The following is a 25,499-nucleotide window of genomic DNA, read 5'->3' as shown; positions in this document are numbered from 1 at the left end:
GACTTTGCGAGAAATTTATCTTTAAAAAAATGATTAAACATAATCAAATTCAAGATTCAGATCTTCGAAGTAAAATTAAAAATGAAGAAATTTGCTTTGGTGGAAACCGAAAACTAAAAATCTACGGAACGCTAAAATGCAAATCCGGGAAAAGAATGAAACGCGAAAACAGGGTTTTCTTTTCAACCGAGGACGAAGCCAAAGAAAACAATTTTCGGCCTTGTGGACATTGTATGAAAAATGAATATCAAAACTGGAAAAATGGACTTATTTAATCCGCATACAGACGAAACAACGAATCTGCTTCCTAAAGACGGAACGGTTAATTATTACGGAAAGTTGTTTTCCAGAGAGGACTCCAATCATTATTTGGAAGTCCTTTTAAATACCATTGAATGGAAAAATGATGAAGCTGTTATCTTTGGTAAATTGATTTTAACCAAACGGAAAGTGGCCTGGTATGGTGATTCAGGTTTTGAATATACGTATTCCAATACCACCAAAAAAGCGCTTACATGGACTCCGGAATTACTGGAACTAAAAGCTGTGATGGAAGAAAAAACGGGAGAGACATTTAATTCCTGTTTGCTCAATTTATATCATTCTGGTGAGGAAGGAATGGCCTGGCACAGTGATGCTGAAAAAGATTTAAAAAAGAACGGTGCCATTGCCTCCGTTAGCTTTGGCGCTGAACGAAAATTTGCCTTCAAACACAAGGAAACCAAAGAAACTGTTTCTTTAATTTTAGAACACGGAAGTTTACTGGTTATGAAAGATGCTACCCAAACGAATTGGCTGCATCGTTTACCTCCCACAAAAACGACTTCAAAACCAAGAGTAAATCTGACGTTCAGAACTATTGTAACTTAACAGTACATTCTCACTTCTCACTTCTCACTTCTCACTTCTCACTTCTCACTTTTTTTTAAAAGCTACATTTTGATAAGAAAGAATCAAAGCGTCTTCAAACATTTCCGGCCTTACTTTTGAAAGCTCTACAACCGTCCAGCCTTGTTTGCCCCACTTATTGGGAACCGGATAAAAAATCAATTCACTTGAAGCGCAAAAAACGGACTGATCGATTTCGTTCAATTTTAAAACGGCTGTATTGTTCTTTTCATCAAAAGTGGCGAATATTTTTTTGTTGATGCGAAAAGAGGTCTTCTCAAAATGAGGTTCTTCTGTGGCGTCCGGAAATGACAACGCAAGGCTTCTAAATGTTTCTATTGCAATCATATTTAACTCGTCTTTTAAGATCTCACTGCTTAAAACCTGTTTTTCACCATCCCTGATTCAGTCCGTTTTTAAGGACCTCTTTGTATTTATCTGTATCAAAAGTATATAGGTTTGGGGCTTTGTGAGCCACATTGCTTTTCTTTTCGTCCAGTTTATTCAGAATTCCGATATTGGTGATTTTACGCAGAAAGTTTCGTCTGTCTAATTTTCGATCTAAAATCGTTTCATACAGCTTTTGCAGCTGTGGAATTGTAAATTTTTCGGGTAACAAATTGTAACCCACCGGCATTAAATTCAACTCGATCCTAAGAGTATTCAGGGCTTTATCCAGAATTTCTCTATGATCCAGGATAAGTTCAGGAACTTCTTTGTGATCGATCCATTCTATAATTTCCTGACTGTTTTCTTTTTGCGGAACTGCTTTTAAAAAATCAATTAAGGCATAATATCCAATGGTTATAAAACGCTGAGTAAGCCATTTTCCGTCTTCTTTGGAAATATTATAGTGATCCAGTACAGCATTCCCAAAATGCAGATCGTTTCGTTTGACGCGGCCAAAAGTCGCAAACTGTCTTAAAAAAATACCCTGCATTCCGGTACGTTCCTTTAAAACGGTTACGGCTGCGGTGTCAATATCTTCCTCAATGGGTATAAATCCTCCGGGTAAGGACCATTTTTCATCAAATGGAGTTTTAATGAGTAAAACTTTTAGCTGATTGTCATGAAATCCAAAAATGACACAGTCAATTGAAAGTCCGGGCTGGTAATTTTCGCTATTTTCTATTATCTTTTTTGGCATTCAACGTTTCTTAAATCAGCATGCTGTTCTTTAATATACCTGCAATTTAATGCATTTTTATAAATCAGAAACATTTTTGCAAAAAATGAGCTTCTGTTTTGATAAGAATTCTTCTAAAAAACTCCCGGTACAACTATCACAATTTTTACTTAAAATGAAAATCGAATTAAAAAAATAATTACATTGCGTCATAATAACACATTTGAAAAACGATTTGTTATTTTTCCAACAAAAACACACTGTAAATCAGCATACTATTTACAGTTTTTAATCCAACATGAACGTAGAATTTTAATGCCGGAGATATGATTACCAATCCGTTAAAAGACATAAATAAAAAAATCAGAAATAAAATCTGGACTTCTTTCGGGTTTGTTTCTAAGACTTATCTTCTTGAAGCTTCTTTAAAATATAGTGAAGAGCAGGAAAGAATCTTCAATGAAATGATTGTTGAAACGGAATCCAAAAATAAAAAAGCAAAAAGCGAAGCTTATGACAAGGCGTTATATGCTTCTTACAAAGGAATTGGTGTAATGGATTTTATCAACACTGTTTTAAAATAATTTTCATTCAATTATTTGATCCTTTAAGTTCAATACAAAAATTTCCTTATTTTATTCTTCGCAACAAAAACGGAGCGCATTATACCTTAATTTCTCTTATTATTTTTGGAATTCATTTTCCTAATTTCCTTAATTCTTTCAGACCTTTTTTAAATTATTTAAGGTGAAATTTCTTCAAAATCAAATAATAAATTTATTTATTGTAAGAAAACTGAACTTATCCTAATAATACATTCGGTCCCTTTAGATATAGACAAAAAGCTATATTTTTGTTATAAACCGAAGATTTTACCTACTTCAATTAAAAGCCTTATTATGGAACAAGATATACAGTCAGAAATTTACAAAATTCAAAAGCCTGAACCGTGGGCTAGTGACCTTAATGACAACCAGCTTATAGATTATATCAAAGAATCTGAATTCTCTCAAAAACAAGCAGACGAGGGACGTGACTATTGTTATTTTTTAGATAAAATTTATTATACCAATGATAACGAAAACAGCGAATATGCCTGTGTGGCCTATACCTTAAATGAGCCTGCCAATTTGGAGAAAGCTTCTGCTGTGGATGTTGTGTTGGAAGAAAGTGAAACTTATGTGATACACCGAATCAGTGTTTTAAGAGATGGTGTTTTAGTCGACAAAATTCCCGATACTAAAGTTAAAATACTGGACAGCGAAAACCAAAGCGGTGGCGGTGTTTTAAGCAGTAACAAAAAGATTAATATTACGATAAAGGATCTTCGTTTGTATGATATTTTGATTATGGAAGATTCCAGAATTAAAATATTTACCGAGCGTGATTTTCTACGCAAAGAATTCGCCAGATATGTTTGGGTAGGTCCTGACAGTTACTGGGCGTACGGAAAGTACAAATTCACTTTTATAAACGATCGCGAAAAGGCAGTTGCTTACAAAAAATCGTTCTTTAGAGATGAAGACGGAAATGTGCTGGAACCACAGACCGCTTATTTGCAAAAGGGAGAAAAATATGTAAGAGAAGAAGAGAATTACATCAATTTTGTAGATTCAAACCGTGAGGTTTCTTCGTTTATAGATTTTACCACGGCTGCCGATTGGAAAGAATTATCCAATTACATCTCTCCTATTTATGAGACCATTTTCGAAAAATCTTCTTTGGCAGAATTTGCTCCCGAACTGGTTGAAAAACTGGATAAAATAGGTTCTAAAGACGATCAGTTGCAATTTGCGATAGAATATGTTCAAAACCATATCAATTATATTTACAATGCCGATGAAATGAATGGCCACAAGCCGCAGGAGCCTGCTGTAACGTTTACTAATAAACAGGGCGACTGCAAGGCTAAATCGGTTTTACTAAAAGTTATTTTAGATTATATTGGTATTGATTCTTCGATTATTCTGGTCAATTTCGGTACTGATTTTTATATCAAACATTACTTACCGTCGTTACTGACTTTTAATCACGTAATTGTAAAGATCAATTACAAGGGTGAAAGCTACTTTGTTGATGCCACATTGCGTGATGAATTTGGACTGATTGAAAATCGTGGTTTTATTTTCTTCCTGCATTATCTGGAAGTGAAGCCTAATTTGGAATTACAACATAAACCTCCTCATCGTTTCCCTTATTATGCGCTTGATGAAAAATCAGAACTTGTTGCGGAGAACAATGTTGGTAAACTGAAACTAACGACCGTATACAAAGGAAATCGCGCCAACAGCATGCGAAGGTATTTCAAAAACACCAACAAAAGAGAGATTATTGACAGCTGGAACAATTTCTTTTTTTATACCTTAAATTATACGAATGACAGAAACGGAACTGATCTTCGAAAGATTTTTAAAGATGCCGCAATTGAAATTGTCAGTGATGATAAAAAACTGAATGAGTTTAAAATTGAATATCAGACCACTATTGAAAACCCTTATTTCTCAGACGGGAAAAACAATCGTTTCCTGATGTATTTTGACTCCAATATTGTGAAAAACAGAGCAAGGGATTTTATGCATAAAGACATCTCTTTCTGGCACAATTTTGACAATGAGCGATATGAAATCACTCTTGTAACGGATCAAAAAATTGATGTTAGCGAGAAGTTTACGATACAGGAAAGTACGATCAACAATGCTTACTTTGATTATGTGAGCCGTAAAAAGATCAACAAAAACGGAGGAACTATTTACATCGACTATAAACCGCTGATTAACTTAGAAATTCCTGAAGAGGATTTTGAAGATTTCAGGGAGGCCCATAACGAGGTAGCCGACAGTAATTTTGGAATTGGAGTCGACATTATAGAAGATGGTCTATTGAACAAGCTGAAATTCAATTTCAAAAAATTAGTAAAATAATCATCCAAAAAGGAGGTTAATTGTAGCCTACTGTCTCAACACAAATTACACGAATTTGCACAAATTTTACTCCGTTAACCTTGTTTGTGGAATTAATTACACCAACAAATTAGTGACAATTCGTGCAATTCGTGTTATTTTTATAACAGTAATCTATATTTCTGTTTGGTTAAAAAGGTTAAAGCAATTCAAAATCTGCTTTTAATTTGAGGTCAGCTGATGAAGCTCCGATCATGACTTCAAAATCTCCCGGTTCTGCTGTCCATTCTAATTTATTATTGTAGAACGAAAGTTTCTCTTTGTCAATAGTAAACTCAATTGTTTTAGATTCTCCTGCATTTAGTTTTACTTTTTGAAAATCTCTCAATTCTAAAACGGGTCTTACCACCGATCCGAATTTGTCTTTTAAATACAATTGCACCACTTCTTCTCCTGCTACTTTTCCAACATTTGATAATTGAAAAGAAACTTTAATAGTTTCGTTGCTTTTCATTTTTACTGCTGACAATTTCAAATCGGAATAATTGAATTTGGTATAACTCAACCCGTATCCAAAAGGAAATTTAGGAGAGTTTTTCAGATCAATGTAGGCCGAAACATAGTTTTTGGCATCTTCATCTTTAGCAGGTCTTCCGGTACTGAAATGATTGTAATAAATTGGGATCTGCCCCACCTCTCTCGGGAAGGTCATGGGCAATTTCCCTGATGGATTGTAATCTCCAAACAAAACATCGGCGATAGCATTACCCGCTTCAGTTCCCAACCACCAGGTGTAAACAATTGCCGGAACATGATCTGCTGTCCAGTTAAATATAAGAGGTCTTCCTGCGTTTACCAGAACTATTACCGGTTTTCCTGTTGCCTGAATCGCTTTTACCAAATCTTCCTGAACACCCGGCAAATGAAGATCGCTTCGACTTTTTGCTTCACCGCTCATGTCACGTCTTTCACCAATACTCAAAATCACCACATCTGCCTGTTGAGCCGTTGCCACTGCTTCTGCAAAACCGCCTTTGTTATCTCCGTCTACTTCACAGCCTTTGGCATAAAGCAGTTTTGTGTTTTTGCCCACTTTGTTCTGCAATCCATCCCATTGTGAGACGATCCATTTATTGTAATCAACCTCGGGTAATTCTACGGACCAAAATCCCATATTTTCTTTGTACTCTTTCACCATTGGACCAATGAATGCAATTGTTTTCAGATTTTTAGACAGCGGTAATGTTTCGTTGTCGTTCTTTAATAAAACTATACTTTTCTTAGCTACTTCAAGAGCTGCCTTTCTGTTTTCAGGGTTGTTTAAAGCTTTATCGGCTCTTTTTTGATCTGAATATCGGTAAGGATCATCAAATAAACCCAATTCATATTTCTTGCGTAAAATACGTTTCACGGCATCATCAATCAGGTCTACAGGTACTTTGCCTTCTTTCACTAATTCTGCCAAATGATATCGGTACGCATTACTTTCCATGTCCATATCACTTCCCGCTGTAATCGCTGCAAGTGCTGCAGCCTTTAAATCTTTAGAATATCCGTGTGCTACCATTTCCCCAATCGATCCCCAGTCTGAAACTACGAATCCCTGAAAGTTCCATTTTCCTTTTAAGATATCACGCTGCAAATGCACATTTGCGGTAGCCGGAATTCCGTTTAAGTCGTTAAAAGAATTCATAAAAGTCGCTGCGCCGGCATCTAGAGCTGCTTTAAAAGGAGGCAGATAGGTTTCTAAAAGCATGCGTTCGCTCATATCTACCGAGTTGTAATCTCTGCCACCCACAGCTGCGCCATAAGCTGCAAAATGTTTTACGCAGGCCATAACCGAGTTCAGATCTCCGAGTTTATTTCCCTGAAAACCTTTAACTCTGGCATAGGCAATTTTAGAACCCAGCCAGGTATCTTCTCCCGCGCCTTCCATCACTCTCCCCCAACGCGGATCACGGCCAATGTCGACCATTGGAGCAAATGTCCAGTGAATCCCACTTGCTGAAGCCTCTGTAGCTGCAACCCTTGCCGCCAATTCAATAGCTGCTAAGTCCCAACTCGCTGCTTCGGCTAACGGAATTGGAAAAGTCGTTTTGTACCCATGGATGACATCCTGACCAAATAACAGGGGGATTTTTAAACGGGACTGCATGGCCAGTTCCTGATATTGTCGGGTGTATTTTGTTCCGGTTACGTTTAACATCGAACCTATTAATCCTGCCTTAATCTCGGCTTGTTTGTTTGCGTTTATGGTAATAGGCCCCGTTGCTGCATTGTCACCCGTATACTGATTTAGCTGACCGATTTTTTCCTCAAGAGTCATTTTTTTCAACAGAGCATTTACTTTCTGATCTATTGTTTCTTGCTGAGCGATCGCAAAAAGCGATACCATCAACAAGGTAAATGTGGTTATTTTTTTCATAATTAATTTATTTGGATCAAAACAGGCAAATGATCGGATGGATATTTTAAATCTTTTGAATCACTTAAGACTGCATGTTTTTGAATTTTTAATCCGCTATTTTTTGATACAAAAATATAATCCAGTAACAAATTCACTGGTTCATTGTGTTTGAATTCGTTAAAGGTTCCCAAAGGACCAAAAGGTTTTTCTATCGAAATATCCCTGGTATCGTCCATCATCTTTTTTATCTCTACAATTTGTTTCGTGTCCGGTACTGAATTGAAGTCTCCCATTAAAAACACGGGGTGATTTTTAGTGTTTATTTCTTTTATTTTTGAGAGAACTAACTCGACTCCTTTTACTCGGGCTATCTCTCCAACATGATCCAGGTGAAGGTTAAAAACCCAAAACATTTTTTTTGTTTTTAAATCTTTAAACAATCCGTAAGTACAAACTCTGTTACAGGCAGCATCCCAGCCCCTTGATACTTTTTCCGGTGTTTCTGACAGCCAAAATGTGTTCGTATGTTCTACCTGAAAACGGTCTTTTTTATAGTAAATCGTACAGGCTTCTCCGCTTCCTTTTTCTTCTCTGCCTATCCCAAATTTATGGTACTCCGGTAAGGCCGAAGCAATCTCAGCCACCTGATTAGGCAACGCCTCCTGAATTCCAAGAATATCGGGACTGTAAAATCTGATTTGAGAATTAAAAAAGTCTTTCCGGTTTGGCCAGGCATTTTCTCCGTCAGAAGCAACATCTAAACGAATATTATACGTCATCATTTTTACAGTCTGAGCATAAAATGAAGTACTGACAAAAATCAGAAACATTACGAGAGCAATTGTATTTGTCTTTTTCATAATAAAAAAATTGAATTCGTAAAGCTACCATTTCATTAGCCCTAAAGAAAAATATAAGCTTCAAAATAATGTTAATTTAACCCGTTGCATCTATTTAAACACATAGAAAGTTTGCAGTCGCAGTTTTCAGCCACATTTCACATTTCACACATCTATTTTTTCTCGCAGATCTCGCAGATTTTTTTAAATCCTTTAATCTGTATCGGTTACTTAAATTCATAGATTGCAGTCGCATTTCACATCTAACATTTCATATTTCACGCATCTATTTTTTCTCGCAGATCTCGCAGATTATGCAGATTTTTTTTTAATCCTTTTAATCTGTGGCGGTTATCTAAACACATAGGTGCTGCACGCATAAAAAAGACATTTCACTTCATTTAAATACCTATTCTCTTCTAAATACCTCTTTAAGCCTTTATTTTTTCTGTTCTGAAAAATCTAAGTAATTCAGGTTGAAACCTCCTTTTTCGAAAACAACTTTAATTTTTTGCGTTCCGGCATTTAATATCACTCCGGACAGTACAACCGTTTTCCATTTGTCATTTCCTCCCGTTGCAGGTAATGTAACGATCGGGGATCTTTTTCCATTTTCTGCTTCGAGGTGTATTTTCCCTTCTGAATTTTCAGCCGAATATCGAATTGCTACTTTGTATGTATTTTGCTTCTTTACTTCAGCTGTAAACTGTAACCATTCTCCATCCTCAATAAATGAAACCTGATATCCGTTTGATCCGGCATCTTTGCAGGGTAAAATATCAACGCCATCATTTCGCATTGTATTTCCTTTGTTCCACTCGTCAAATTTTCCGGTTTCGACTCTGTAGTTTATAAAATCTTTGTCTGAATAAGCCTTATCATTTGTTCCTAAATCATACTCTGTTGCTGCAATTTTTCCGGGAATCAAATGTCGTTTATAAGGTTTGGTATCGTTGGTCTGCACTTGTCTGAACATGGCATCGATCACGTCCGGTTTTACGGTTACGTTTTCCATTTTGTAATTGTCGGCGATTTTCATTAAAGTTTTTTTAGCAAAATCAGACTTTGGTTTCTCTCCGCCGTCTTTCCAGTACTTTAATAAAACATCGTATTCGGGAATCTTTGTAACGGAGGTCACTCCCGCAATATTCTCGATTTTTTTCATGGGCCAGAATGCCCAGCCTATATTGTTGTTTTCGACCAATGTCAATGCCTCTTTGAACCATACGTTCGAATTTTCTCCGCTTTCACCCAACCAGATCGGCACATTGTATTGTGTTCTGTAGTCCAGCATTTTCTGAATGGAGGCTGTGGTATTGTAGTTCCAGTATTTGTGAAAACTCAAAGCCATATTCTCATCCCATAAAGGAAAAATTCCGTTGTAATTGTTTCCCCAGCAGTTTCCTTCAATAAAAATCAAATGGTTGGTATCGACTTCCCGAATGGCTTTTGTAACCCGAACCATCAGATCTCTTAAAGGACCGTTTGAGTTTTCATCACAGCCATTTTTATTGGTTCCGGTAAAATTCCAATTAGGTTCGTTGATAATGTCATAGGCTCCAATCCACGGATTGTCTCTGTAACGTGAAGCCAGTTTTTTCCATAAGGCAATCATTTTTTTCTGATTGGCTTCGCTCTCCCACAAGGAGGGTTTTGTGGTATCATAATCCGAAATTGCGGCATCATTGCCCTGACCTCCGGGAGCGGCATGCAAGTCTAAAATCAGATACATTTTATTTTCGGCACACCATTTCAGCAAATTATCAGTCATGGTAAAGCCTTCTTCAATCCAGGAGATTTCATCCTTTTTTTCGGCTTCGATTGGTGGTGTGTATAAATTGTAATGCATCGGCAAGCGGATCGAATTGAATCCCCAGGCGGCTAATGAATCTACATCTCTTTTGGTGATTCCGTTTGCTTTGTAGGCAGCGTAAAATTCTTTGGTTGCTTCTTCTCCAATAACATCCTGAATCTTCTGCCTGATAACATACTGTGGACTTGCGAAAGGTTGTGTCTGTAACATATAGCCTTCCTGAACCATCCAGCCTCCTGTTCCGAGACCTCTTAAAATGATATTCTTTCCGGTTCCGTCTACAATTTTTTGTCCGTCTCTATGTAAAAAACCCTGAGCGAAAGCGGCAAAGGAAAGTAGTAACGGTAGGGTAATAATTATTTTTTTCATGTCTCTATAATATGAAATAGCTAATTTTCTTTTGACATTCAAACACCAAATATCTTTGCGGAAATAACGATGTTTATTTTCTTTGCTTTAACCCGTGAGGTGAAATTGAACAAACTTTAATTTTAACACATTAGCAGAAGCATAGACTTTCTTGCTTTAAAAAACTATGTATCTATATGTTGAATATTTTTTCACTCGCAGATCTCGCAGATTCTGCAGATTTAATAATCTTCTTAATCCTTTCAATCTGTCGTTATTGTTCTTAAACACTTAGGTAGTACTACCCCAAAAAAGAAGACAAAATAGAAATATTTCTTTCATATAGTTATTTGCTTTTTGACTAGTGAAACGCCTTTTTTAAGTCTATAAAGACTATGACTCTATGTGTTAAAACAATTTCCCGCAACGGGTTACTGTAATAAAAAGTCCTTTTTAAGATTTGCGATCTGAATCGTAAAAGTTCCTTTTTCGGAAATCCATTTCAGGTCTTCGTTTACGAATTGCAAATCTTTTTGGTTTAAAGTAAATTTTACCGTTTTGGTTTCGTTAGGCTCTAAACTAATCTTTTCGAATCTTTTTAGTGCTTTTACCTCAGGAGTTATAGAAGCATAATTATCTGACAGGTACAATAAAACCGATTCTTTTCCGGCTCTTTTTCCGGAATTGGTAACATCAACTGTTATTTTTACTTCATCTGTATTCGTAATTTCTGCTTTGTCGATTTTTAAATTCAAATACGTAAAGGTGGTATAAGATAATCCTGTTCCAAATTCAAACTGAGGGGAATAACTTTTCTCGTATTTAGCATCATTATTTTGTTCTTCATCTGCTAAACTTTCTGTATGTTTTCTGTTGTATTTTTCTAATGAATTAGGGTATCTCGGATAGTTGTAAGGCAATCTTCCACTTGGATTTACCTCTCCGTACAGTATATCAACCAATGCTCTTCCTCCTTCATTTCCCGGCAAATAACATTGCACAACGGCGCTCGTTTTATCCTCAAAATCACTGATTAATCTTGGTCTTCCTTCGTTTAAAACCAGAATAATTGGTTTGTTTACTTTGGCTAAGGCGAGGGCTAATTTTACCTGAGATTTACTCATATAAAGATTACTGATATCTCCCGGAGTTTCGGTGTAGTTTTTCTCTCCCAGACACAATACAATTTTCGATGCCTTTTGAGCCAGTTCAACCGCTTTTTGAATTTCGGCATCATCTTCTTTTTCAATATCTGCTCCGGCGGTATAGAGTACATTCTCTTTTCCTAATTTAGCCTGAAAAGCTTCCAGAATGGTTAATTTGTCAGCAGCGTAAGTATCTGCATTTTCACCCTGCCAGGTGTACGACCAGCCTCCATTCAGGTTTTTCATGCTGTTTGCCGTTGCTCCGGTTACCAGGATTTTTTCCTCTTTATTTAAAGGTAAAACGGCATCGTTATTTTTTAACAATGTAATGGATTCCGCAGCCGTTTTATAAGCTTCCTGAATGTGTTCGGCTGAACCAAATTTTGGATAATCCTTTAGATTCGCAACTGTATTCTGAAACAGGTTTAACTCGAATTTCATTCTCAGAATTCTGGTTACTGCATCATCAATACGGGACATTGGCACTTCTCCTTTTTGAACTAAATCTACAAGATCTGTGTAAAAAGTAAATTCTTCGGGTACCATGCTCATGTCTATTCCGGCCATAACCGCGATACGAACCGCATCTCTTTTGGTTGCTGCAATTTTATGTCTGGTGTTCAAATAAATAATATCCTTCCAATCGGTTACTACTACTCCTTCAAAACCTAATTCTTTTTTAAGAATGTCCGTAATCAGATGTTTGCTCGAATGCACCGGAGTTCCGTTGATTTCTCCGGAACTTACCATTACGCTTTTTGCTCCGGCTTTTATAGCAGCCTGATATATGGTTAAATCATATTGTCTTAGAATTCGCTCGGGAATAATACTTGGTGTTCTGTCTTTTCCTGTTGTGGTGCTGCCATAACCAATATAATGTTTCATACAGGAGGCAACGCTATATTTTGATCCTACATTGCTTCCTTCAAAACCATCTACCAAAGCGACGGCCATTTTGGAAGACAAATAGGCATCTTCTCCAAAGGATTCCCACATTCTGGACCAGGCCGGGTTTCTCGGAAAATCTAAATCCGGAGAGAATACCCATGGAATGGAGGAAGCTCTGGTTTCATAAGCCGAAATTTCAGCTCCGCGTTTTACCAGCTCTGTATTAAAGGTTGCCGCCAGACCTATTTGTTGTGGAAATAAGGTGGCTCCGGCGGTATAACTCGCTCCGTGTATGGCATCTATACCATACAATACCGGAATTTTAAGTCTCGATTTGTTGGCTTCATTGGTAATGGCGGTCATGGTCTCCTGCCATCTCTGAAGCGTTGGTGCTCCCGGATTAGGTACATTTAGAATGGAACCGATATGGTACTCCTGAATTCCTTTTTTTAGTTTGGCGGCATCAAAATAACCCGGTTTTTGAGCATCTTCAAAAACAGTGACTGTAATTTGTGTCATTTGCCCTATTTTTTCTTCCAATGTCATCTTTGATAACAACTCTGAGACCTTGGCATCTATTGCTGCTCTCGTTTTCCTGGCTTCCTGACTCCATACTGCTCCACAAAAAAATAGAGCAACTACTATAAACTTCGTGTTTTTCATTGTATTTCTTTAAATTAATATGCTGCTAAAAGAGGCTAATACACTAACGTTTGCATGGCATGAGCCGGTATAGTAAACGTTTTTCTCACCGCATTGATTACTATTTCGTATACCACTGCTTTGTCTGACGGATTCATTACAACGGTGGCAATTTTTCCGTTTGTATTTAGAAAAGAAGTGCTTAATACACTTTTGTCGTTTATTACATTTCTAATTCTTTTCGCTCCCGGTTGGATGAATTTTGAAAAATGTCCAATATAATAGTACATCGGTGTGTAGATCAGTTCATCTTTTGTGGTGTCGGCATGAATTGGGGCAAAACAAAAATTACCAACATGATTGGGGCCTCCGTTTTGATCCAGCAAAATGTTCCAGTCCGTCCAGCCTGTCGTTCCGTTGTTAAAATCATGGATCATATTGATTCCGTATCGTTCGGCATTTCCCCAAAACTGGAATTTCGAAGCGTCAAATTTTTCGATACAGCCTTCGGTAAACAGCAGATTTTTACTTGGAAAAGCTTCATGCACTTTCCCCACGGATTCAAATTTCGGACTGCCTCCGTTCCAGGTTTCGTACCAATGGAATCCAATTCCCCAGGCGTATTTGGAAACTTCGGGATCAGAAAAAACTAAATTAGCTCTTTTTTCGAGCATCTCTCCGCGGTTGTGGTCCCAAATGATGATCTTTTTAGATCCCAATCCTGCTTTTTCTAAAGTAGGTCCCAGAAAATTTTTCAGAAAATCTCTTTCGGCTTCCGGGGTGTAAATGCAAGATTCCCATCTCTGACTTGCCATTGGTTCGTTTTGAATCGTCAGTCCCCAGACCGGAATTCCTTCTTTTTCGTATGCCTTTATAAATTTAGCATAATAATTGGCCCATGATTGTGCAAACTCCGGCAATAAAACACCGCCGTGCAAAATATCGTTATTGTTTTTCATGAAAGCCGGAGGACTCCACGGACTAACAAATAAAGTTAATTTCCCACCGGCCGTTGCAATTGCCTTTTTGAGTAATGGGATTCGGTATTTTTTATCGTGATCAATAGTAAAGGTTTTTAGCTCTTTGTCGCCTTCTTGAATATAAGTATAACTTTCGCTGCTAAAATCACAGCTATGCATATTGGTTCTGGCCAAAGAATACCCTATTCCTTTATTTTTATCATAGTAAGCGTTTAGAAATTCCTGTTGCTTTTTGGATGACAGTTTAGCAAAAACTTCTGCACTGGCATCGGTAATGGCTCCTCCGATTCCTAAAAAAGTCTGATCAGTTTTTGAAGGATCAATCGCAATTGAAACCGTTGATTTTGTTTGCTGTGAAGCTGAATTTAAAATGAAATTATTGGATAATGACAATCTTAATTTGGTGTTTTCGGCAGTAGTATATACTTGTATTTTTGGGTTTGATTTAAATGAGGGTGCTGCAGACTGTGCTCCAACTTTTGAAGAAGAAACGAATTGCAGCACTAGCAATGGGGCGATTAAAACTCTATTTATGGCTTTCATGGTACACTCAAAACGATTTCATTATTATTAAAAAGCAAGGGGCGAAACGGACGAATCAGATTGCCCCTCTAACTAACTCCAAAATTTTAATAGACCAGCGTTTGTATCGCGTGTGCAGGAATTTTTACAATGGTCTGTTCTGTTGCAATAATAAAATTATAGGTAATAGCATTGTCGGTATTGTTCATCACTACGGTTGCCATTTTTCCGTCAGTATTCAAAAAAGAGGTACTTGACAAATAACTGCGGCTTACCGAAGTACTTACACGAACGGCATTCGGACGAATGAATTTTGAAAAATGCCCGATATAATAATACGACGGGGTATAAATGAGTTCCCCTGTAGTGGTATCTGCATGTATGGGTGCGAAGCAAAAATTGCCTACGTGGTTCGGTCCTCCAAATTGGTCCAAAAGTATGTTCCAGTCTGTCCAGCCCACGGTTCCGTTATTAAAATCATTGATCATAGAAGTGCCGTATCGTTCTGCGTTGGGCCAGAATTGGTATTTTGCAGCGTCAAATTTCTCGACACAGCCTTCTGTAAAAATGAGTTTTTTGTCCGGATATGCTTCATGTACTCTTGCAACATTGTCAAACATCGGCTGAGCTCCTGTCCAGGTTTCGTACCAATGAAAACCCATTCCCCAAACATATTTGGAAGCTTCCGGGTCTGAGAAAATAACATTGGCTCTCTGTACCATTAAATCACGATTGTGATCCCAGGCAATAATTTTCACCTTCCCTAAACCTTCTTTTTTTAAAGTTGGTCCAAGGTAATTCTTCAGGAAATCTCTTTCCTGCTCAGCGGTGTACAAACAGGATTCCCAGGTTTGGGTGGCCATGGGTTCGTTCTGAACGGATGTTGCCCAAATTGGAATTCCTTCTTTTTCGTATGCTTTTATAAATTTTGCATAGAAGTTTGCCCACGGTTGATAAAATTCCGGAAGTAATGTTCCTCCTTTGAGCACATTCTTATTGCTTTTCATAAAAGCATTAGGTGACCACGGAGTAGCATAAGTAATCATTTTTCCGCCAGCCTTTTTTAGGACCGCTTTAATCATGGGTAAACGGTATTTGCGGTCATGATCAATCGAAAATGTTTTTAAATCTTTGTCGCCTTCTTCGATATAAGAATAACTTCCGCTGCTAAAATCAGAACTTTGAATAGTTGTTCTTAGCAATGAATATCCGATTCCTTTTTGGGTATCGTAGTAGGCATTTAAAAATTCTGTCTGTTTTTCTTTTGATAATTGGGCAAAAATTTCGGCACTTGCATCTGTAATGGCACCGCCAATGCCCAGAAAACTCTGGAAACGTTTGGATGGTTCAACAAAAACGGACAACTCTGTTTCTATAGGCTGTCTGGATGCGGTAAAATTTAAATGATCTGTTGGTGTTAATCTTAATTGTGTATTCGCTGCTGTGGTATAAACCGTTATTTTTTTATTGGTAGTGGTAAATTTTTGTTGCTGTTTTTGGTTTTTCTGTTGTGGAAAAACAGATAAAGAAAAACATAAACAAGTAATAATATAGCCAATCTTTCTCATTGAGTATGTTTTAATAATTGAGACTTTGATCAAATTTCTTAGTCAAATGATTTCCGGTTTGATTTAAAAATAGCCCATAATCATTATGAGAATGGGCTATTTACAACCAACCTTAAACTTAAACTTAACTTACTTCATTATTGTGGATATCCCTGATTTTGAACCATCTTAGTGTTATTGAATTCACTATATGGAATTGGGAATGCTTCATTTTTATTGGCCTGAAATCCTTTGAAAGCAAGTTTGGCAGCAGCCTGACCTGTTCTCACCAAATCAAACCAACGATGACCTTCACCTGCAAGTTCTAATCTTCTTTCGGCTAAAATAGCCGGAATAGAAACCGGTACCGGTGTTAATCCGGCTCTTAATCTAACAGCATCTAGTAGTGCCTGAGCTCTTGCTCCTGTTCCTCCTAAAGCTTCAGCCTCTAATAAATAAGTATCTGCCAAACGAATAACGTAGGTATTGATTCCAAAATTTAAGAAAGGGTTACTTGCTTTGATATCGGCATTAACCGGTGCATATTTAATAAAATGATATCCGGTCTCCTGATAACTGTCTTTGTAAGTAATCAAAGTGTTTGGATCTTTATCCGGATCTCCGGTAGCTCTTGCAGTCTTTGCATCAAAAATAGTAGACGCGAAACGTGGATCGCTTTTCATTGCATTTGCCAGATCTGCGGTAACAACACAAAAACCCCATCCATTAATATAATCTGGTAAAAGTGCTGCTTTTCCATATTTTGTTCTGGAATAATCTCTGATTCCCATCAGCTGAGCGGCAACGTTACCTTCGTCATCACCTCTTTCAAAATTCCCCCAATCTGCATTGGATTTATCGGTATAGGTAATTTCAAAGATAGATTCCGAATTGAATTTTTTGGTATGATCCCATAAAGAAGCGAAAGTATCCATCAGCTTATAGCCAAAACTACTTGTTCCTCCGGGAGTTCCGTTTACTTTTGCCAATTCAACCGCCGCCTGTGGCTTTTTGTTATCGTATAAATATACCTTTCCTAAAAGTGCTGTTGCAGCTCCTTTAGAGAATCTTCCCAACTCAGGTGCAGGTATGGTCATTGGCAAATCAGGAATTGCTTCGTTTAAATCTTTTTCAATTTGTGCATAAACCTCGTCCGGTTTAGCCTGCATAACTAAAGGAATTTCGTTTTTCGTTAGTGGTTTCAGAATCAAAGGAATATTCTTAAACATTCTCACCAGATCAAAATAATAATAAGCACGTAACGCTTTTACTTCTGCGGCAAATCTTGCTTTCTTAGCGGCATCCATAGGAACATCCGGAAGTTTTACCAGCATGACGTTACATCTTGCTACGCCTTTGTAATAATCTGCCCAAATTGCCGGTGGAATATTAGCCGGACTAACAGAATAGTTCGATGCCACCTGTAGTCCAGGCTGATCGTCTGAACCACCCCCACCTGCATAGAAGTCATCAGATGCAGAGTTTAAGAATAATAAGGGCGCATTTTCCATTGCTCCTGCAAACTTCCCTAGTTTATCGTATGCTGCTACCAGACCTGAATAAGCCTCGGTTTCGTTTCTGTAAAAATTATCTTCCAGTACTACTCCATCTCCCTTTACCTCCAATTTTTCATCGGTATCGCACGATCCAAGTGTAAGTAACACCCCAAAAGCGAATAATGATTGTTTAAAACTTATAAGTTTCATAATATCTTTTTTTTAAATTTAAAATTGCAAATTAACTCCTAACATATACGATTTTGCCTGAGGGTAATATCCTCTGTCAACACCCTGTACGTTGTTCATTCCGGCTGTAGTAGGACCTCCAATTTCAGGATCATAACCTGTATATTTGGTAATCGTCCATAAATTTTCTCCTGTTACATACAATCTTACTTTTTGCAATGAGATACTTTCTATCCATTCTTTTGGAAATGAATATCCAAGTTGGATTGTTTTGAATCGGAAGAAATCTCCTTTTTGCAAATTGAAATCTGATGGATTCGTAAAGTTTTTGTTGGAATCATCAGTAGTGACTCTCGGATAACTGTTTGTTGATCCCGGTCCTGTCCAGCGTCCCATAACTTCTGTTTGATAATTTGCTGTAGAAATATCAAGTCTTCTCAATCCCTGATAGATCATATTTCCTCCCGCACCCTGACCGAAAACTAACATATCGAATCCTTTGTATGCTAAATTCATAGTAAATCCATACGTGAATTTAGGCAATGAAGTTCCTAAGAAAGTTCTGTCGTTAGCTCCAATTACGCCGTCTCCATCCAAATCCTGCCAACGGAAATCTCCCGGTTTAGCATTAGGCTGAATTACTTTTCCTGCCGCATTTTTATAAGAATCAATATCGGCCTGAGTCTGGAAAATACCATTTGTTTTAAATCCGTAGAAGGAGTTATACGCATGACCAACTTCCGTTCTGTTGATTTCATAAGAACTGGATTGTACCGTTTCGTCTCCAACTAAGAAATTAACTCCTTTGTCTATATAAGTAATTTCATTTTTGATGTAAGAGAAGTTTCCATTAACAGACAGGTTCAATTCTCCAATTTTCTTACGGTAGCCTAATTCAATATCTACACCGCGGTTTTCCATATCTGCTAAGTTTGCATAAGTATTACCTGTGGCTCCAACATAACCCGGAATCGGTACTTTCATTAAGATACCTTCTGTTTTTTTGTTGAAAAGGTCCACACTTAAATTGAAGTCATGCAATAAAGTAGTTTCGAAACCAATGTTAAGTTGTTTGGTTTCTTCCCATTTCAAATCAGGGTTTGGAATCGCATTTGGACTTTGTCCGTTAACAATTACCCCACCGATAGTGTAGTTTCTTTGAATTCCAACTGTAGAAATGTATAAGAAATCAGGAGAGGAATCATTACCCGTAACTCCATAACCTCCTCTTATTTTTAAAGTATTCACGATTTTATTTTCTCCCCAGAAATTTTCTTTGGAAGGAACCCAGCCTAAAGATACTGACGGGAAAGTTCCGTATTTATGATTTGGTCCAAAGCGTGTAGAACCATCACGACGAAGAATCCCGGTAAAAATATATTTTTCTTTGTAATCGTAGTTTAATCTGGAAAACAAGGACTCCACTCTGTGTTCTAAAGCTTGTGCATTGTAAGCGTTTGCTATTTTATCAGAAATTGGAATGTCAACATTAAAAGAAGCTTCGGCATGTGTCGTAGCCGGTACACCTCTGTAGGTGATATCATTACCGGAAGTAATATTATCGACATAAGTACCTTTTCCAATTAAAATACCGAAATGATGATTTCCAATTTTCTTATCGTAGTTTAGAGTGTTCTCCCAGTTCCAACTGAAAGATTTTTTGTACGATCGGAACAATTCATTTACATCTTTTTTGGTAGCTCCGTTTAAGTAATAAACCGGTGTAAAGTTATCTGAACCGTAATAGGCTAATTTTCCACCTGCAGTAGATTTGAATTTTAATCCGGGTAAAATTTCTGCTTCGGCAAAAATGTTTCCAACAAAATTATCTGCAAAATCATTATTACCTAATCTTGTTTGCGTATACGCTAATGGATTTGAAGTTTCCTGCGTTACAATTGTCGAGATACCGTAGTAATTTCCGTTTGCATCTCTAAGCGCATTTTTGTTCTCGTACGGAGTACCTGCCCCGGTTGCGGCACCCGGTGCAACAAGTACCGGTGTTAACGGATCTAAGTTTATGGCTGACGACAAAGGTCCTCCAAACTCATCATTGGTATTTCCTACACCAATTGTTTTTTCGTGAGAATATCCTAAAGTCTGACCAATTTTAATGTATTTCCCTAATTTATGGTTAGAGTTCAAACGGATGTTTTTTCTGTTGTAATTAGAAATATCAGAGTTTACAATACCTTCCTGATCTGTTAATCCAAAAGACATGTAAAAAGTTGACGTATCGTTACCACCGCTAAAACTTAGCTCATGAGAAGAACGTTGTGCATGATTATTAAAAATTACATTCTGCCAGTCTGTTCCGTTTCCAACATTAGCAGGAACGGTGTATCTATTCGGAGTTCCGCCATTTACGTTAGCTTCATTCATAATAGTTACGTACTGATTAGCATCTAGTAAATCTAATTTTTTAGCTGCCTGAGATGTTCCTGCAAAACCGGTATAGCTTACCGATATTTTACCTGCTTTACCTTTTTTTGTAGTTACAAGAATAACTCCGGCAGCGGCACGAGAACCATAAATAGCTCCTGAAGCGCCATCTTTAAGTACCTCGATAGACTCGATATCAGACTGGTTTAGGTAACCAATACCTCCATTATCAACGATTACACCATCTACAACCCATAAAGGATCATTATTGTTTAATGTAGTAAAACCTCGAATACGTATGGTCGAAGCTGATCCCGGTTGTCCTGCATTTGCTGCAATAGAAACTCCGGAAACTCTTCCTTGTAGCGCTTGTTCTACCCTTGTTATAGGAAGACTCTCTAAATCTTTTGCCTTAACACTGGATATAGAACCTGTAACGACACTTTTCTTTTGTGTGCCGTATCCTACTACTACAACTTCATTTAGGGCCTGAGATTCCGCTTTTAACTTAACATCAATTTTAGTTCTTCCGTTTACAGCTTCCTGTACTGTATTATAACCTACGAAACTAATTGTTAAAGTGCCGTTTGCAGGAACATTGATCTGAAATTTTCCATCGAAATCAGATGCTGTCGCCTTATTTGTGCCTTTTATTAAAATAGACGCACCCGGAACTGGCATTCCATTTTCATCATTTATGATTCCGCTTACTGTAACATCCTGCGCCATTGTGACAACTGAAAACAACAGAAACGAAAAACAAAAAATAAGTAATTTTGTTAATTTCATTTTTCTAAAAATTTTGGTTAATTAATTAGTAATTCGATGCAATAATAAATTTAAAATTTCAGTATGTGTAATTAAAATTCATTACAAAAACACATCAACCTATAAATTCACACCTTACAAAAACACATCAAATTATGAATAATTTATTGATTTTTAGGATTTTAAAAATCATTTTATACTGTTATAGAATTGTTAACTAAATAAAATAAACACTACATTTACTAAAAATGAATTATTTTCGATTTTATGGAAAAATTCTACAGAAAAACACAATATTCCGATTGCATTAATCCAAAAAAAGAGGATTACAAAACATTACTAATAAAAACACTGATCTAAAATTATGAAATTCGCAAATGCATCTATTTCGATTTTTATCCTTTTTATACTGCCTTTTACTCTTTTTTCCCAAGTAAAAAACATTGGATTACCCGCAATCAAAAACTATAAGCGATCCGATTATAAAGGAGGCACTCAAAATTGGAATATTGATCAGGATAAAAATGGCAATATCTACTTCGCAAACAATAACGGCTTAATACAGTTTGACGGATCAACCTGGAACAAATATCCGCTTCCCAACAATACTGCTATCAGAAGCTTAAAAATAGACGGCCAGTCCGGCAGAATATATGTTGGCGGGAATAATGAATTTGGTTATTTTAAGAGTGATGCAAAAGGCAGATTACAATACCATTCCCTTTCTGCGCTAATTAGTAAAAAAGACAGCAGAAATATTAACCTGATCTGGAGAATACATCTTTATAAAGGAGAAGTTGTATTTCAATCTTTCACCAAGGTCTTCTTTTACAAAAACAATAAATTGCGTCTTATCAATGCCCCGAGAAGGTTTCAATTTTCGTTTCTTATAAAAGAACACCTATATTTTCAGGATAAAGTTCTGGGTATTTTAGAATACAAGAACCAGAAACTAAGTCCTTTAAAAGGAACCACTGCTTTAAACGACAAAGAGATCTGGGCGATGTTTCCGCTACCCAACAACAAATTACTTTTTGCAACCTTAGAAAAAGGACTTTTTACTTATGACTATAATAGCATTACCCCCTGGGAAACCGAAGCAAATAGTTTTATCAAAAAGAACACCTCTTTGGGTGGAGCAATTATCGGAAACAAATTCATCGTACTCAATTCGGTTCTCAATGGCGCAGTCATTTGCGACCTGAATGGAAAAATCCTTCAGCATCTAAACCGACAAAAAGGACTCCAAAACAACACGGTCCTGACCTCTTTTGTTGATAATAAGAATAATCTATGGCTAGGACTGGATAACGGAATCGCCTTTATAAACCAAAACTCTCCTTTTACCTTTTTTGACTATAGTTATAATATAGGTACTGTTTATGCATCTGTAATTTTCAACAAAAACCTATATGTTGCTACCAATCAGGGTTTATTTTATCATTCCTGGAACGCCCCTTTTAAAGACGAACCATTCAACCGCGTCGAGGGTACCATTGCACAAGCCTGGAACATTCAGGTCATCAACAATACACTTTTGTGTGCAAGCAATAGCGGCGCCTTGGTAATTGACCAAAACAGAGTGTCAAAAACACTGGACAATAAAGGTTATTTCGGCTTCAAAACCATTCCAGATCACCCCGGTTACATTATTGGCGAGAGTTACAGTGGTTTTTCTATCTTTAAAAACTCAGCAAACGAAATCAGTTATATCAATCAGGTTGAGGGATTTGACGAGACGACCAATACATTTGAAATCGAGCTTGACAACAATTATTTATGGCTAAAAAAGGATCCTTATCTGTATCAGATGAGATTGTCTGAGGATTTAAAAAGATTTGACCTTGTAAAAAAACACGCTCACATTTCAACAACGAAAAAGGGAATAGGAAGTCTTCAATTGATCAACAACAAAGTTTACTTTCAAACCAAAAATCACTTTTACAGATACAGTGACGAACAGGAAGACTTTTTTGAGGACAAAAAGGTAACCGCTTTATTCGAAAAAATTCCGACTGTAAACACTATAATAGAAGACAAATACAACAATTTATGGTATTCCTACAATGAATCACTTGGCGTTTTAATAAAAGGTTCCAATGGAAAATACATCCGCACAGAAGCTCCATTTTCTAATTTAACAGGTAATCTGGTAAACAAATATATTTCGGTCAATACAATCGATCCGGAGAACATTTTTATAGGACTAACTGATGGACTTGCACATTATGATTCTCAAATTTCAAATAAATTCATCACAAAACCTAAGGTCTTTTTTGAAAGTTTCTCCTCTACCAACGATACTATTATGACAGGTAATCTTGAAAAACCACTAACAGACCTTTTAATTCCTTATCAATCCAATCATGTCAAATTTACGTTCTCATCTCCTACTTTCGAAAATCAGGAAAATGTAACCTATTCCTACAAATTAGAACCATTTGAAGAAAACTGGCGCAATTGGTCGACCACTTCTATAAAAGAATACACCAATCTGAGAGAAGGCAAGTACACCATGAAAATTAAAGCAAAAAACAGCTACGGCAGAGAGTCTGATGTGTCTGAAATCATTTTTACCATCTCACCTCCCTGGTACAGACATTTCCTGGCCTATCTGACCTACTTTTTATTACTTCTGGCAGGAATTTATATTGTTTCAAACAGAATTAAACTCAAAATCAGGAAAAACAAATATTATGAAACGATAGAGCAAAGAAAACTGTATCTTGAAAAAGAATCAAAAATAAAGCAAAAACAATATGAGCTGGCAAAAGAAATTGAAAGACTAAAAAATGACAAACTGCAGATAAAAATCCTCGCCAAAGACAAAGAACTGGTGAGCAATTCCCTGCAGGTTGTAAAGAAAAACAAAGTCTTAAATGGAATCATTCACAAACTAAAAGAAATCGACAACGATGCTCTCGACGAATCGACAAAATTTCAGGTGAGTAAACTAAATAAAAGCATTGTAAAAGAGGTCAACACAGACAAGAGCTGGAAAGACCTTGAAAAGCACATCAAAAACGTACATTTTGAATTCTTAAAACGCTTAAAAGAAAAATACCCAACAATTTCTCCGCGCGAACTGGATTTATCCACTTATTTACTAATGAATATGTCTACTAAAGAAATAGCCGAAATTATGAATATTTCGACAGGCGGAGTCGAATTGGCGCGCTACCGACTCCGGAAAAAACTAGGTTTAAACAAAAAAGAAAACCTGATTGGATTTCTGATGAGCATCTAAAAACAAAAAAGGCATTCTGTAGAGAATGCCTTTTTATTAGTTTATAAATTCCAATGTTCGTTCCAAAGCCATACCTCTGGATCCTTTTATCAGAATCGTATTTTCTTTAAAATGTATCGTCTTCAAAAACTCCGCAAAAGCATCAAAAGTTTCAAAAAACTGAAGTTTGTCGCCGGCCACTTTTGTTTCGTAAAAATACTTCCCAATCAAATAACAAACCGATTGATTTTGATCGGACAATGAATCTACAATTTGTTTGTGTTCCTGCAGGCTTTCGTCGCCAAGTTCAAACATATCACCTAAGATCATGACCTTATTCGAATTTTCCAATTGCAGGAAATTAGTAATAGCCACGGCCATACTACTTGGATTGGCATTATAGGCATCCAGAATAATTTCATTCGATCCCTTCTTTAATAATTGAGATCTGTTGTTCTCCGGTATGTAATTTTCGATTGCCTGTTTTACCGCCTTATCTTCAACTTTAAAATAAGCTCCCATTGCTACAGCCGCATTGATATTATTTGCGTTGTAAAGCCCAATTAAATGTGATTCTACGCTAAAATTATCGTACCCGATCACCACAAATGGATTGGCCTGAATACTATTGATTTTCAGATTTGCCTGAGCATTATTCACTCCAAAAGTAAAAGATTCAATTCCGGCTGATTTTTCAATCTGGATTGGATCTTCGAGGTTTACAAAAGCAATCTTATTGTTTTTCGCCAGATATTGGTACATCTCGCTTTTACCAATAATTACTCCTTCAACACCGCCAAAACCTTCTAAATGTGCTTTTCCGAAATTGGTAATATAGCCAAAATCAGGCTGAGCAATCTCACACAAGAACGCTATTTCTTTCTTGTGATTTGCTCCCATTTCAACGATTCCGATTTCTGTATCTTTTGTAAAAGACAACAAAGTCAGCGGAACCCCAATATGATTATTTAAGTTCCCAACAGTTGCTTTGGTTTTAAACTTCTGAGATAAAACTACATTGATCAATTCCTTGGTAGTTGTTTTTCCGTTACTTCCTGTTAAAGCAATAATGGGAAGTTTCAAATATGCTCTGTGATACTTTGCCAGTTCCTGCAATGTTTCTAAGCTGTTTTCTACCAAAATTGTTCTGTCGTCAATAGCATAAGCGGCATTGTCAATAACCACAAACAAGGCTCCCAATTCTATCGCCTGCGAAGCAAACGTATTCGCATCAAAGTTTTCTCCTTTTATAGCAAAAAACATAGAATCTTTTTCAATTTTCCTCGTATCAATTGAAACTGATTTACATTTTAAAAACAAATTATGAAGGTCCTGAATATTCATTTATAAAAAATTTTACATATTAAAAATAAGCAATAAAAAAATTCCAAAT

The 25,499-nt window shown here is 36.8% G+C and carries 16 protein-coding genes; 5 read left to right on the top strand and 11 right to left on the bottom strand.

Features of this window, described 5'->3' with window-relative positions; genetic code table 11:
- Window positions 1–29 precede the first annotated feature (29 nt).
- Window positions 30–275 carry an Ada metal-binding domain-containing protein gene (locus M4I44_RS07735; protein ID WP_249966972.1) on the top strand — a complete coding sequence of 82 codons (246 nt, stop codon included), beginning with the start codon at window positions 30–32 and terminating at the stop codon, window positions 273–275.
- Window positions 262–870 carry an alpha-ketoglutarate-dependent dioxygenase AlkB gene (locus M4I44_RS07730; protein ID WP_249966971.1) on the top strand — a complete coding sequence of 203 codons (609 nt, stop codon included), beginning with the start codon at window positions 262–264 and terminating at the stop codon, window positions 868–870. The genes M4I44_RS07735 and M4I44_RS07730 overlap by 14 nt, the downstream gene beginning before the upstream one ends.
- A gap of 45 nt (window positions 871–915) precedes the next feature.
- Here the strand turns inward: M4I44_RS07730 and M4I44_RS07725 are convergent, their stop codons facing one another.
- Window positions 916–1,236, bottom strand: coding sequence for an MmcQ/YjbR family DNA-binding protein (locus M4I44_RS07725; protein ID WP_017497990.1), 321 nt, complete (start codon window positions 1,234–1,236; stop codon window positions 916–918).
- Window positions 1,237–1,279: 43 nt separating this feature from the next.
- Window positions 1,280–2,035, bottom strand: a complete 756-nt coding sequence (locus M4I44_RS07720; protein ID WP_017497991.1) for an NUDIX domain-containing protein — start codon at window positions 2,033–2,035, stop codon at window positions 1,280–1,282.
- 305 nt (window positions 2,036–2,340) lie between these two features.
- On the opposite strand from M4I44_RS07720, the gene M4I44_RS07715 reads away from it, so the two are divergent.
- Both M4I44_RS07715 and M4I44_RS07710 read left to right on the top strand, forming a co-directional pair.
- A complete protein-coding gene (locus M4I44_RS07715) occupies window positions 2,341–2,598 on the top strand; it encodes a hypothetical protein (protein ID WP_017497992.1) in 258 nt (85 codons plus the stop codon).
- Between the two features lie 315 nt (window positions 2,599–2,913).
- Window positions 2,914–4,935: a DUF3857 domain-containing protein gene (locus tag M4I44_RS07710; protein ID WP_249966970.1), complete on the top strand. Its 2,022-nt coding sequence runs from the start codon at window positions 2,914–2,916 to the stop codon at window positions 4,933–4,935.
- Between the two features lie 178 nt (window positions 4,936–5,113).
- On the opposite strand, the gene M4I44_RS07705 is transcribed toward M4I44_RS07710, so the two are convergent.
- The 8 genes from M4I44_RS07705 to M4I44_RS07670 form a co-directional block, all read right to left on the bottom strand.
- Complete coding sequence (locus M4I44_RS07705; protein ID WP_249966969.1) at window positions 5,114–7,339, bottom strand: glycoside hydrolase family 3 N-terminal domain-containing protein; 2,226 nt, start codon at window positions 7,337–7,339, stop codon at window positions 5,114–5,116.
- Between the two features lie 2 nt (window positions 7,340–7,341).
- Window positions 7,342–8,181, bottom strand: a complete 840-nt coding sequence (locus M4I44_RS07700; protein ID WP_249966968.1) for an endonuclease/exonuclease/phosphatase family protein — start codon at window positions 8,179–8,181, stop codon at window positions 7,342–7,344.
- 418 nt (window positions 8,182–8,599) lie between these two features.
- Window positions 8,600–10,342, bottom strand: coding sequence for a cellulase family glycosylhydrolase (locus tag M4I44_RS07695; protein WP_249966967.1), 1,743 nt, complete (start codon window positions 10,340–10,342; stop codon window positions 8,600–8,602).
- A 410-nt stretch (window positions 10,343–10,752) separates the two neighbouring features.
- Window positions 10,753–13,017, bottom strand: a complete 2,265-nt coding sequence (locus tag M4I44_RS07690) for a glycoside hydrolase family 3 N-terminal domain-containing protein (RefSeq protein ID WP_249966966.1) — start codon at window positions 13,015–13,017, stop codon at window positions 10,753–10,755.
- 35 nt (window positions 13,018–13,052) lie between these two features.
- Window positions 13,053–14,519 carry a glycoside hydrolase family 30 beta sandwich domain-containing protein gene (locus M4I44_RS07685; RefSeq protein WP_249966965.1) on the bottom strand — a complete coding sequence of 489 codons (1,467 nt, stop codon included), beginning with the start codon at window positions 14,517–14,519 and terminating at the stop codon, window positions 13,053–13,055.
- Window positions 14,520–14,605: 86 nt separating this feature from the next.
- Complete coding sequence (locus M4I44_RS07680) at window positions 14,606–16,066, bottom strand: glycoside hydrolase family 30 beta sandwich domain-containing protein (protein WP_249966964.1); 1,461 nt, start codon at window positions 16,064–16,066, stop codon at window positions 14,606–14,608.
- Window positions 16,067–16,203: 137 nt separating this feature from the next.
- Window positions 16,204–17,751, bottom strand: coding sequence for a RagB/SusD family nutrient uptake outer membrane protein (locus M4I44_RS07675; protein ID WP_249966963.1), 1,548 nt, complete (start codon window positions 17,749–17,751; stop codon window positions 16,204–16,206).
- Between the two features lie 18 nt (window positions 17,752–17,769).
- On the bottom strand, window positions 17,770–20,901 hold the full coding sequence (locus M4I44_RS07670) for a TonB-dependent receptor (RefSeq protein ID WP_017498001.1): 3,132 nt from the start codon (window positions 20,899–20,901) through the stop codon (window positions 17,770–17,772).
- Window positions 20,902–21,244: 343 nt separating this feature from the next.
- Here M4I44_RS07670 and M4I44_RS07665 point away from each other — a divergent pair, with 343 nt between their 5' ends.
- Window positions 21,245–24,127, top strand: coding sequence for a triple tyrosine motif-containing protein (locus tag M4I44_RS07665; RefSeq protein WP_249966962.1), 2,883 nt, complete (start codon window positions 21,245–21,247; stop codon window positions 24,125–24,127).
- A 36-nt stretch (window positions 24,128–24,163) separates the two neighbouring features.
- Here the strand turns inward: M4I44_RS07665 and murF are convergent, their stop codons facing one another.
- Window positions 24,164–25,450, bottom strand: coding sequence for a UDP-N-acetylmuramoyl-tripeptide--D-alanyl-D-alanine ligase (murF, locus tag M4I44_RS07660; RefSeq protein WP_249966961.1), 1,287 nt, complete (start codon window positions 25,448–25,450; stop codon window positions 24,164–24,166).
- Between the last annotated feature and the right edge of the window lie 49 nt (window positions 25,451–25,499).

This window comes from Flavobacterium sp. B183 (assembly GCF_023539155.1).
GTDB lineage: Bacteria > Bacteroidota > Bacteroidia > Flavobacteriales > Flavobacteriaceae > Flavobacterium > Flavobacterium tructae.
The sequence above is the reverse complement of the archived record's forward strand: the minus strand, read 5'-3'. Positions and strand labels throughout refer to the sequence as shown.

Coding starts and splice junctions, on each gene's coding strand:
- M4I44_RS07730 (WP_249966971.1), top strand. CDS start 262: ATGGACTTATTTAATCCGCATACAGACGAAACAACGAATCTGCTTCCT.
- M4I44_RS07715 (WP_017497992.1), top strand. CDS start 2,341: ATGATTACCAATCCGTTAAAAGACATAAATAAAAAAATCAGAAATAAA.
- M4I44_RS07725 (WP_017497990.1), bottom strand. CDS start 1,236: ATGATTGCAATAGAAACATTTAGAAGCCTTGCGTTGTCATTTCCGGAC.
- murF (WP_249966961.1), bottom strand. CDS start 25,450: ATGAATATTCAGGACCTTCATAATTTGTTTTTAAAATGTAAATCAGTT.
- M4I44_RS07710 (WP_249966970.1), top strand. CDS start 2,914: ATGGAACAAGATATACAGTCAGAAATTTACAAAATTCAAAAGCCTGAA.
- M4I44_RS07700 (WP_249966968.1), bottom strand. CDS start 8,181: ATGAAAAAGACAAATACAATTGCTCTCGTAATGTTTCTGATTTTTGTC.
- M4I44_RS07675 (WP_249966963.1), bottom strand. CDS start 17,751: ATGAAACTTATAAGTTTTAAACAATCATTATTCGCTTTTGGGGTGTTA.
- M4I44_RS07705 (WP_249966969.1), bottom strand. CDS start 7,339: ATGAAAAAAATAACCACATTTACCTTGTTGATGGTATCGCTTTTTGCG.
- M4I44_RS07665 (WP_249966962.1), top strand. CDS start 21,245: ATGAAATTCGCAAATGCATCTATTTCGATTTTTATCCTTTTTATACTG.
- M4I44_RS07685 (WP_249966965.1), bottom strand. CDS start 14,519: ATGAAAGCCATAAATAGAGTTTTAATCGCCCCATTGCTAGTGCTGCAA.
- M4I44_RS07670 (WP_017498001.1), bottom strand. CDS start 20,901: ATGAAATTAACAAAATTACTTATTTTTTGTTTTTCGTTTCTGTTGTTT.
- M4I44_RS07680 (WP_249966964.1), bottom strand. CDS start 16,066: ATGAGAAAGATTGGCTATATTATTACTTGTTTATGTTTTTCTTTATCT.
- M4I44_RS07735 (WP_249966972.1), top strand. CDS start 30: ATGATTAAACATAATCAAATTCAAGATTCAGATCTTCGAAGTAAAATT.
- M4I44_RS07695 (WP_249966967.1), bottom strand. CDS start 10,342: ATGAAAAAAATAATTATTACCCTACCGTTACTACTTTCCTTTGCCGCT.
- M4I44_RS07690 (WP_249966966.1), bottom strand. CDS start 13,017: ATGAAAAACACGAAGTTTATAGTAGTTGCTCTATTTTTTTGTGGAGCA.
- M4I44_RS07720 (WP_017497991.1), bottom strand. CDS start 2,035: ATGCCAAAAAAGATAATAGAAAATAGCGAAAATTACCAGCCCGGACTT.